The sequence below is a fragment of the Chryseobacterium pennipullorum genome, assembly GCF_003384725.1.
In the GTDB taxonomy this organism is placed as follows: domain Bacteria; phylum Bacteroidota; class Bacteroidia; order Flavobacteriales; family Weeksellaceae; genus Chryseobacterium; species Chryseobacterium pennipullorum.
Window position 1 is genome coordinate 1 of sequence record NZ_QNVV01000034.1, and the last position, 12021, is coordinate 12021.

The 12021-nt window shown below is 36.3% G+C and carries 6 protein-coding genes and 2 pseudogenes; all 8 read right to left on the minus strand.

Going from position 1 to position 12021, the window contains the following annotated elements:
• A partial coding sequence (locus DRF67_RS21020; protein WP_133297685.1) for a hypothetical protein occupies positions 1-257 on the minus strand: 257 nt, incomplete at its 3' end.
• Between the two features lie 140 nt (positions 258-397).
• On the minus strand, positions 398-961 hold the full coding sequence (locus DRF67_RS21025) for a hypothetical protein (protein WP_115930263.1): 564 nt from the start codon (positions 959-961) through the stop codon (positions 398-400).
• Between the two features lie 688 nt (positions 962-1649).
• Positions 1650-2010: pseudogene (locus tag DRF67_RS21880) on the minus strand (RHS repeat domain-containing protein); the annotation flags it as partial.
• Between the two features lie 1272 nt (positions 2011-3282).
• A pseudogene (locus DRF67_RS22025) lies at positions 3283-3456 on the minus strand (RHS repeat-associated core domain-containing protein); the annotation flags it as partial.
• A gap of 64 nt (positions 3457-3520) precedes the next feature.
• Positions 3521-4027, minus strand: a complete 507-nt coding sequence (locus DRF67_RS21045; protein ID WP_115930266.1) for a hypothetical protein — start codon at positions 4025-4027, stop codon at positions 3521-3523.
• Complete coding sequence (locus tag DRF67_RS21050; RefSeq protein WP_115930267.1) at positions 4024-7509, minus strand: DUF6443 domain-containing protein; 3486 nt, start codon at positions 7507-7509, stop codon at positions 4024-4026. The genes DRF67_RS21045 and DRF67_RS21050 overlap by 4 nt, the downstream gene beginning before the upstream one ends.
• Before the next feature lie 3 nt (positions 7510-7512).
• Positions 7513-10569, minus strand: a complete 3057-nt coding sequence (locus DRF67_RS21055) for an RHS repeat domain-containing protein (RefSeq protein WP_115930268.1) — start codon at positions 10567-10569, stop codon at positions 7513-7515.
• Positions 10569-12021, minus strand: a 1453-nt coding sequence (locus DRF67_RS21060) for a T9SS type A sorting domain-containing protein (protein WP_133297686.1), incomplete at its 5' end; no start/stop codon positions are given. The genes DRF67_RS21055 and DRF67_RS21060, both read right to left, overlap by 1 nt.

Sequence of the window (12021 nt, forward strand, 5' to 3'; positions counted from 1 at the left end):
CCTGTCGAGTTACTTTTAAAAGAATTAGGCAGGTTCAGGTGGTTATAGCTGATACTTTTAAGATTTTTGTCAATATGGCTTGTCATATTTCCATTCAGATCATAACCAATTGTGTTTCCTCCCCCAGTATATCCTAAATAATTCTGGGAAGCATCTGTTACTTTGGTAAGCTTATTCCCGGAGTACACATAAGTCAGATCATCAATTTGCATGGCTAAGCCATTGCTGGTATTTTTAGCGTTTCTATACAACCGCATAATGTTTCCATTCAGATCATATTCTGTAGTTTCCCGTAGAAAATTACTCTATTCTATAAAACACAAAACCCACCGCAATTGCAGTGGGTTTATTTTTTATCCGCTCTAAGTCTGGAGACTTTGAGCAGCGGGAGTTTTTGTTATTTAGTATCGTTTCCCATTTGATCAGACAGTTTTTTTGTCAGATATGTCCATAGATACATATTGATTGGTAAAGGAGTGGTGATTGATGATAAATTGTATTCACCATATCTTTTCCCATCAATATCTTTTAAAACAAAATACGAATCTCTTCCACTAATAGAAGTAGCTTGTGGCATTTTTGTGATAAACTCCTTATTATATTTACCAAAATCAAATAAAGGCTCTGCTTTAGAAAGTAATTTACAATATTGCTTATTTTGCTTTCTCTGCTTTCTTGTCTTTAATTCCGTAATAATAGGTTCTATTTTTGAAACACTATTTCCATCTAAAACAACATAAAACTCTCTATATGGATTATTACTAATAATTACATAAAAATAACGGTTATCCAATGAATATAAAATCTTAGGAGCTTTTATTTTATCAAACTTAGATAGAACATTATCAGCAAAGGCTCGACTAACCAAACCTGCTGAATCTGATGGTTTTATTTCACTATTATTTTGAGCGTTCAAAACAATAGGAAAAAATATAATTATAATATAAAATAATGTTTTCATAACGTTATCTTGTCATTGGTAAATCTTGTGGATTTTTTATTTGTCCTTCTTTTCCTCCTGCGTGATCCATACCATCTCTTGCTGGCTGAGTACTACCAGTAACTCTTCTTACCAAATTAGACATTCTGATTGCATTTGTATTATTAACGGCAGTAGATGCTCCTTTTGCTGATGGTACACCGTGTCCTAAAACTTCGTGACTAGATGTTTCTGCCCTTGATTCTGGTGTAGTTGAAGCTGTTTCAACAATAATCGAATGCGAGCCTTTTGCACTTGGAAAATTCATCCCTTCTCCACCTAAACCATTAATAAGATCAACTGACAAATTACTTGCATCAGGAACTAACACATCTCCTGTGCCTGCTGCTGCTTTGTTCAAATGATTTTTAAAAGCCGTTCCTCCAGCAGAAGATACAGTGTCTCCCATTGATAGATATTCAACTGTATGAACTTTGGTATCGTTAATTGCATTTACAACAATATCAATATATGCCTGTTCGTCTTTTGAAACTGTGACCCCACTTAAGGCAGAAGATAATGCGCCTGAATCTACTTTATTAAAGGATTTCCCTTTAACATCTAGAAGTGCCCTAACTCCAGAAAACTTACTGTCAGATAAAACCTTATGAACGTCTGCTTTAAATTTTTGAGCATCTTGCTTAGTAACTCCAATAATATCTTGCACACTCATTCCATCTGGATCTATAAATCGAATAGGATTATCTACTGCATAATTGTAAGGTGACCATCTGCGATATTCTTCACTTAAAGGATCTTGGCTAATCCAACGACCGATGTCTGGCATATAGTGACGTGCGTGATAATCATACATCCCCGTTTCTTGCAGCTCCTTGCCATTGTACTTATACTGATAAGCACGATTTCCTACATTCGGGTTATCGGTTCCGTGTTTCAATCCAAATGGATAGTAATTGTTTTCCTCAATGATCTCCATTCCTGATACTTCTTTCATGTAGCTTAATCTTACATTTCCCAGATGATCAGTGTAGTTGTAAATATACTTATTTTCCGCAATCAAAATATCCTTCTTAAGAAGATTGGACAAGCTAAAGATTTGGATAATATAGTTTCGGAAATCAAGCCTGATTAGATCTGAGCCTCAGAAACAAAGCTATCTAATGTAACATAACTGGCAGAAAGTATCTTTGGATTATCTCTACGGATATTCTAGTGAATAAAAATATTGTCGCTAAAATTTTAGATATACAAAAACTAAAAGAGAACGATAGACAGCATGTCTTCGCTCTTCTTGATGCGTTCCTAAAACAAACTAAGCTGCAAAGCATTATGTAAAATAAAAACCCACCGCAATTGCAGTGGGTTTTTTGTTATCTAATTTTTTTCTTATTTCTTATCTTGAAGTAGTATAAAACCAACTTATATAAGATAAACCATAAAATTAAAAAAACTATGGTTTGCAATATGAATATTGATAAAAAGGAGACATCAACCATAACTAACCCAAATAATAAAATATTAACAGGATAAGTAATTATTACTAGTGGTGTCCAGAGTATACTATTATAATCGAAGCCGAACAAAGCGTATTCTGGGAAACTAACCAAAACAGCTAAAGTCCCTAACAATACATATATTAAACTAAATAGCATTGTCCCGAATAAAATTTTATTTCTTTTCATATATTATTTTAATGATGGAAATGTTAAAGCTTGTTTCAAAATACTTTTTAAAGTTTGCCTTTTAGGTTGAGAAAAGGAATTCAATCCCCTTCCTAATATTTTTGCCTGAATCATAAGCTTGGTATTTCCTTCTTTTCGATACTTATCTTCTAATTTACCCATACTATCAACAAAGCGATCATCTGCTGTAATTGTAGCCGTATTTTTAAATAATGCACCCGCTCCTACAGCGTGTAATTTATCATAATCCTTATCGTGAATAAAAGCTGGAACTTCTATTTCAGTTGGTGGTACTGAATAATCGGATTCACCATTATATTTTCTTGGGTTTTTTCCCCCCGGATAATTATAACCAAATAAATTTTTATTTAAGGTTTCTGGATTTAATTGGTCTAAATTGACTTTTCCATCTTCTAGTGTAGAATATAAAGTTTTCGCAGCGGATTCGCTAAGCTTTGCATCCTTATAATTATTATTAACATAACTTAATAATGTACTAGCATTATCTCCTTTTTCTTTTATTAAATTACCTTTCCCATCCTCACGCCAATCAGGTGAGCTATTAGAGGAATTTGACATTGAATTTCTTAACTGTAAAAATGCAGCTTTAGCATCCTCTCCAGTGTAATTAATCCCTGAAGTTGTTTCTTCAATACCACGACCATCAGGGTCAATAAAACGTATAGGATTGTTCACAGCGTAATTATAAGTAGAATGTCTTCGGTATTGTTCCGCCAGCGGATCTACAACACCCCATCTACCAATATCCGGCATATACATTCTTGCTCCGTAATCATACATTCCAGTCTCTTGCAGCTCCTTCCCGTTGTACTTTTAATTCTTATAGCTTATTATAACGAGAGACTATCCCTAAAGAAAGCCTCTCATATTTATAATATTATTCTTGATAGTCCTTTGAAAATTTTACTTTATTCTTCTTTAAGAATGGAAGTATATCTTTTATTGGATACTTTGATTTTATCGATAAAATTTCATTTTTATTATTAAGCTCCGTATGAAAAGGAACTAAATCATAAGTCATACTATATTTTGCTTTATTAAGATTTTCATAGGGGATTTTATCAAAAAGCTTTTCCAACAACTGACTTTTATCCAAATCTTTAAATATTATAACCTTTAGTCCATCTATTTGATATAAATCTTTATAATCCATGCCAGATAATGTATAGCTATTGTCAAATACAATATCCAACCAATAGGAATTCTTATCAATAGAATTTGCACCTACCAAAATAACATCATTCTCCAAATCAAACTTTCTAATGCTCTTTTTAAAATCGATGTATGACTGAGTAATTCTTTTTAAATTATTTTGTTTATTTTCTGAACTCTGTCCCTTACAGGATATTAATAATAGTAGTAATATAAGATTTAAAAATTTCATTTTTTTGTTTTTGTATATGTTGCTTTTTCTGTATTGTACTTGATGTAACCACCACCATTTAAATTATGCAAATATTTACTGAAAACATAATTATTTGTGGCATTTGCTGATTTTCTATCATACCAAGGTAAACCAGGGGTAAACGTAGGATTGCTATCTTTTCCATGATTGTTATATCCTGAAGGCCAAAAGGGATTTTCATCAGGATGCGAATGTGACATTTCTGCTTTTGTAGAATTTCCCACATTATGACCCGTTGAAAATGTATAATCTTTTCCAAAAACATCGCCAACTCCAAAAACTAAATTTTTCATTCCATTTGTAGTAATCATATTGGTAGATCCTCCATCGGAGAAAGAAAACAATTCTTGTCTAAATTCAACACCTGTATTAAGTGATGCAAATTCAAAGAATTGGGTTGCAGTGTCATAATTCTGAATTTGAAAAAATGTAAACTGTTCTCCTCCTGGAGCCTCATCCATTCCCGGTACTTTTAATGGAATTTTATTTATACTTCCTATTTGTGAGTCTCCTGTAGGGTTATCTTTTGTGACATTTGTCCGAGCAATTTGAATAGATTTAGACTCATCTTCGTTTGTAATAGTATCATAGGCATTATTGTCTTTTGTTCTTTCTATGTTACCATTGTTAAAGATCTTAATCTTATCTTCTGCCTGCATTCCATCTGGGTCAATAAATCTAATTGGGTTATTGTAGGCATAGGTGTAATTACTCCAACGTCTGGAAGTTTCCGCCAACGGATCCACCACACCCCATCTTCCAATATCCGGCATATAAAATCTTGCGCCGTAATCATACATCCCGGTCTCCTGCAACTCCTTGCCATTATACTTATACTGATAAGAACGATTTCCTACATTCGGGTTATCAGTTCCATGTTTTAATCCAAATGGATAGTAATTGTTTTCCTCAATGATCTCTATTCCCGATCCCCCTTTCATGTAGCTTAATCTTACATTTCCCAGATGATCAGTGTAGTTGTAAATATACTTATTTTTCACAAAATCAAAATATCCTTCTGCGGTGGGAACAAATTGAAGATCAGGAACAGGTACGGGGCATTCGACACAAATCAGGCCATAGCCCTCAAGGGTATATTGAAATCCGTCAAGGTAGTCCGTAATCGTTTGTGCCTCGCTGGTTTCTCCAAACTCCCCACGCTTTGTATAATTATATGCTTTTCGCAGTTTAGTACCATCAGCCCTGTATAAATAGGAGGTGCTGTTTCCGGAAATACCTGTCGAGTTACTTTTAAAAGAATTAGGCAGGTTCAGGTGGTTATAGCTGATACTTTTAAGATTTTTGTCAATATGGCTTGTCATATTTCCATTCAGATCATAACCAATTGTATTTCCCCCCCCAGCATATCCTAAATAATTCTGGGAAGCATCTGTTACTTTGGTAAGCTTATTCCCGGAGTACACATAAGTCAGATCATCAATTTGCATAGCTAAGCCATTGCTGGTATTTTTAGCGTTTCTATACAACCGCATAATGTTTCCATTCAGGTCATATTCTGTAGTTTCCCCATAGTGATTCTCCAAAGGCACTGTCGTATTAGGTTCGGAATAATGTCCAAAGTTAAGCCTGTTCAAAGCATCATAACTATAGGAATACCTTTTCAGTTCATTATCTTTCGCTGTTCTCCAGTCCACCTCTGTAATATTTCCATTGTGCCTGCCTGGAGCATAGGTAGTATTGATTGGATTGGTATACCTCAGCTCATACCCAAATAATTTCCCATTTAAGGCACTCGGATCATTGATTTTAGTCATCCACCCCCTGATATTGTATTTATAATCAATCTGCTGTAAGGGTGAGGCTGCACTTATTCCTCCTACTTTCTTGGAGTCAAGCTGCGAAAGTTCGTTGTACTTATTCTGAGCCAGAATTTCTACAGGATTAGTATCTACCTGATGGGTATGGGTCAATAGCCTGTTCTGAGAGTCATAGGTGAATTTCTCTACAATCTTTTTCTCGGTATCGGCCATCAGCCTTCTGTGGTAGGTATTGGTCTGAAGGATCATTCCTGCAAAGTCAAGCTTATGGTTGATAATGGTATATCCTCCAAGATGGTTTTTGCTTCTTGAGCCGATCACCCTTCCTTTGGTATCATACCAGGTGTAATTCTTCGTCCATCCATCGTCTTCTATATTCTTTACATAGGAAGCTGTGGGAAGCCCTTTGGTGGTTCTTGCCTGGGCAGGGTCATCGGTTAGAAGAGGTTGGGCAAAGGCATTGGTAACGGGTGGGGAATCTGCCGGATAGGTGTCATAGTAGTTGATGCTTAGAACTTTGATTCCAGTACTTGGATAGCTAGTAGCAGGATTGTTATCATAGTATACAGGCATTCCGCTGGCCTCTGTAAAGCCTGCCGCTGATGTTCTTTTTACTGCATTAGTCGCCAGCGCATCTGCTAGTGCCTGCTCTGCGGCACGGCCTGCTGTTCCTGCTGCCTGAGTACTTGTATAGATCCCTGTATAAGCTGGCCTTCCAAATTGGTCATATTTGGTAAAAAGCCATTGTTTGGATGCTCCCATTACAGCATCTTGAGTCATAATCACTCTGTCAGCCTTGTCATAAACTATAAATTCCCAACCTTTTCCAGGAACTTTTTTTATTATTACCCTGTTTTTTCCATCATACCTGTAAGTATAGCAAAGGGTTGAGAGAACAGTATTGATGTCTGTAGCAATGGCCGCTAGGGGTGGAATAACATAGTTTAGCTGGTTATATTCATTATACACATAATATGTATCCGCATTCTCAGTAGCGCTCAAAACTTTCCTTACCAACAAGGTCTGTCCCTGTCCGTTTTTAAATTCTATCGTTTTATTCCCATCTTCATCAGTGATGGTATTTTTATACAACTGTCCTGCTCCATAGGTTCCTGATTGAGTAATGGGACCATATGTTGTCCCACTTGACCAGTTTGTCTGTGTTGTATATTTCTTGACCTCACCATCAATATTCGTATCATACTGAAACTTCACAGGTTTGGTACCCCAGGCTGTTCCGACCTGTTTTTGTTCCAGGATCCGGTTCAGGGGAGATTTTTCCAGAGTTTTTTCAGCAAAGGCTTTTTCATTGGTATATAATCCCTGAGGATCGCCCACGGGAAAATCCACCAAGCTAGAATTTTGGGAGTAAATACTTCCATTGTTAGTCGATAATTGGGGTACAGGGAGATAATCCCTCACTGGTCTTCCAAAATCATCATAAACAATGGGAGTAACCACATCACGTCCAAGAGGGGATGCTTTGACATTAACGATCTGCTTTGGTCTTCCCAAGCCATCAAAATACTGAACGGTTTCAGCAGATTTGGTAGGGGAAGTTCCATTGTAATCAAGATAGGTCTTGGTCTGAATATAGTTTTCCGTATTGGGAAGAGGGCTAAGCTGTGCCTTTACAGCCCCTCCCATCAGCAGTACTCCTACGGGGATCATTATTTTTTTCATGTGTTAGTTTTTATAGTTGTACTTGAATTCTTTCACCAGACGCCCCGTCTGATTATTCTCCCGGATTTCATTAAGCCTGCCGGCAGCGTCATAAAGATAGACCTCTCTGATACCGGATGGCGGGGTAATACTTCTCACCCCAATTAATGGATCATAAGAATAGGTCGTAATCTGATGATTTGGAAGCTGACCTCTGAACGTGGTAAAAGCAGATAGTAAGGAAGATTCATCATTGTTTCTGCCGGCAGCAGCATCCGTATTGGAAGCATTAACAATAGCCGTGATGAAGGACTGTCCGATATCTGCTAATTTGGCATTTTCAATTTTGGCGATAGGTTGGGTATTATCGTAGCCCCAGATGATTACCGTAGAGATCCCGTCTTTGGTGGTGTATTGCTGGAGATTACCATTAGTGTCGTACTGATCGTAAGTGATATCTGTAGTAGCACTGTTGCTATCGGTAGGATTCTGAATATTGAAGGATCTTACTGATAATGGCAACACTAAATTTCCTGTTTGTGAAGTGGGGATAGCTGGTGGATACACAGTCTCAACCTTTGAGATGGTTTTAGTAGCATTCCCAATTGTTTTGGATGTCATGGTTTCCAATGGTATTCCAACCATATTTTTACTGATCATCAACTGATTACCTTTTTCCTGAGCGTAGCTATAATCTGTTAGTAGAATAGCCCCATCAGTATCGGTGCTTGTTATTTTAGAAACATTATTGGAATAGGAAGGGTATGTATATTTTGTTTTCGTAGTTATTTGATTATTACTATTGTAGGAAGTGACTACTGTTTCGTCTTTTTCTATTCTTCCGCCAGTAAAGACATATGGTTTGAAAGACCAATAAAGCTTATTTGCTGCATCTGAAGATATCAGGTACGGAGAATTTGCTGGTGGTGGACCAGCTAGTTCTATTTTTATGCGATTATCTAAATAAATTCTTGCCAATGGCATTTTATAAAAATAGTTCGTTTTCTCATAATTGAATGCTGGTGGAAAAGCGAATGTGAACCCTGGTTGAGGACCAACCAAATCCTCAATAAAGTCATAATCAAAACCTCCTATCTTGTAACGGTTGTTTATTTCTTTTCTAAGTATATAAGTATTGTTTTTATTTTCATAATATTTTTGGTTAAGAAGTAGTCCTCTCATCCAATTATTGTCATTGGGCCAATGAAAGGGATACTCTGCAAAGTTCCATGTATCAGGATGATTAGTAAATGTATAATCAATTTTTCCACTATTAATAGTTGGATCTCCAAGATATTCTTTGACTAGTGAATATCCAAAATCCCGGGATTCTAAAGCAGAATTACTGTCTCCAAGTAATACACCTCCAGGATCAAGAATGGTAATTGGAGTACCTGGAGGATAGTAATATTTAGTTCCTAAGATAGCCCTATATTCCCTTGATCCAAATAACTTTCCAGTACTAGATGTTCCATCAAATGTATATTCATACGTTTTCTTCATTTTAAGGTTATCTCCATCATAGTATTTTATTGCTTTTATTCTTTGCCCAGGTCCATAATAATTCCCTAAGCCATCTGTATTTACAAAACCAAGTATTTTGTTATAATTTAAATAAGGAGATTGTAATTTGTTATTTTCATATTCAAATACTCTTTTTTCGCCTGTAGGTAATTCTATAGACGTGAGAGTTCCTGCTTTTGAATATACTTCGTCGGTAGTTCTGTTGGTTACATTTCCATAAGCGTCGTCATAAAAATGATCAAATGTCCCATTATTTTGATAGTTAGAATATCCCCATAAATCCTTTGAGGTAGAAAAACGATCTGGAAGTGGGGTGGTATTATAATTATACTTAGTCTTTTCAATTAAAACTGGAGAATTATTCTCAAAGCCCTCTTTTACAATTTCTTTTAGAAACATTCTCTTTTTTGAGCTTGAATCAAGTCCCACTAAAGTTGTATTGGTATTTGCGGCATTCATATAAGCATTAAAATAGTTGTGAATCAAAGTATAAGATTCGATAGGCTTATTGTATTTATCGTAAACAACTATTTTTTTCAAAGGAAATCCAAACTTTACATCTTGTCTTATATCTGAACCTAAAACAAATTCTAATTTTCCCTGAGGAAACTCTATAGACTCTAAAACAAATTTTTCTTCTTGAACATCAGAAAAGTAAGTATTAACTTCTCCTATTTTCGGCATTTCAACACACAATGGAACACATGTTCCGCGCTGAATATCATAATCCTTTTTATAGTAGGTGACAATATCGGATACATAATTGTATTTAATCGTGTCGTTAGTCGCTGTGATTATTTTTTGTAGGTACCATGTATCTGGATCAACTTTCTGTGCCTCAGTAATAATCGCGCTATTACGGTTTGGATGCATCGGTTGTATAGATGTTATTGCTGTAATACGACTTTCATAGTTGAAATTTTTTTCAGTATTTCTTCCATAATAATACCTATTTCCTTTTGTATCTGTGATAAGCCAGCTATGAAGAACAGAACCTTGACTCCAGTCCGGTTCTATTTTTATATCAGTAAAAGGTTGTTGAAGTGGCTTTTTATCATTTCTGTCAAAAATAAATTTTCCAGAATAGTCAGCAATTGAAAAATAAAACTGATCTGGAGCAAAGTCATATTTATCATTTGGTGACAGAGTTTGCATACTCCTCACAACTTCAACTCTCTTCGTATTATTTGTAAAGAAATTATCGTATATTTTATTGTTCAGATAGCCAAAAGTTCCTTCTTCATCTGCTCCCTCACGTATCTGTCGACTTATCATACCTCCATAATTAAGACTCCATCCTATTCCAACATATGACCCGATTTCATCTACACGGACACCTCTAGAAAAATAACTAAGATTAATTGGTATTGTTAATCCTGGTGTTTTAATTTCATAGATTGGATAACTTATATCAACCAATCCTGTATGAAGAGAAACAGGGCTTTCCGTGAAATTGAATACAGAAATAGCATCTGTATTAGGTGGTTTTATATTTAGCTGTGCATAAGATACTGCGCCAGTTAGTATTGAAAGTATAGTTGTAATATTTTTTCTCATTATTTCTTAATCAATTTACCATTCGTCGTTTTATTTGTATCCGTTTTTATCGTTACCAGATAAGCTCCCTGCACCAAAGCCTGGGTATTGATTTTGGTTACTTTATTCTTAGTCTTCACATTCTGAAGCTGTCTGCCGCTCATATCATACAACAGAATCTCAGCTTCTTTGAAATCAAAGCCGATTTCTACGTACGCATAGTCTGAAACTGGATTCGGGTAGATTTTAATATCATATTTAGGAATCAGCTGATCCACTTGTTTGTCGCCCAACTTTATAATCTTCCAATTTTCTTTTCCTAATTCTGTAGCGCTGGTTCCGGCAAGGATAATGGAACCGTCTCTGTTCAATTTTAAATCTGAAAGTCTTTCTTCTTTTTGTCTGGATTCTCCGCTTACATGTTTTCTCCACTGTTCATTGCCATTTCCATCCACATAAAGCATCCAGAAGGTTTCGTCATCTTTTTCAACCCTTCCCTCAGCCTGAGTATAACCTCCCAGCAAGATTCCTTTTGAGGATTGATCATCTCCGGAATGAATCACATTCATTCCCATTAAGATGTCTCTGTTTTTAAAATTGTAGGATTTTTGCCATTGTTCATCGCCTCTGTCATTTAGGGCAATTAACCATAGATCTGTTCCTTCTTCGATGCCTACGGATTTGTTTCCTGATCTTTCCGATCTTGATTCACCACCGATGACAAAACCTGTGGAAGTTAGAGCCAATGTTCTGATATGATCATCCCATTTACCTCCAAAGTTCTTTTCCCATTCTACTTTTCCGTTTTTGTCAAGCTTTACAATCCAGTAGTCGCCTTCCCCGAAGTTGCTGCTGGTTTTAGGATAGCGAGATTCTGGATTCGGGTTTTTAGAGTTTGAATCTGTATGTATTGAACCCGCACCACGAATCTCGGAACTCCTCGAATAGATACCCAGTAAAGCACCTCCATCCCTGGTTGGAATCATCTTTTCAATTTCGTCCAGACCTTTTCCCCCTAAGATCAATTGAGAAAGTTCTTTTCCGTCTTTGTCGAGTCTGGTAATCCAGACATCTTTTGAACCATATCCTTTCGATGAGTTTTGAATATTTCCGGCCACAAAGAATCCTGAATCCGTAGTTTGAATCACTGCTCTGGCTTCTTCATCGGACGTGCTTCCCAAGGTTTTCTGCCACAGTTCATCTCCGAATTCATTAATTCTGATGAGCCAGATGTCGGATCCGCCTTTGGAATCGTCTTTTTTATCAAGCCCTTTCCCTGAATACGAGGTACCGGATACCAAAAATCCACCATCCTGAGTGGTTACGGTAGCGGAAAGAAAATCATGATTCTGACCTGCGAAATATTTTTCCCAGACCTGTTCTCCCTGCTGGTTCAGCTTGACAAGATGAAAGTCATAGCCGTTGTTGGGCTTACTTCCCGCTTCCATTTTCCCTTTTCCTGACTGGATAGAG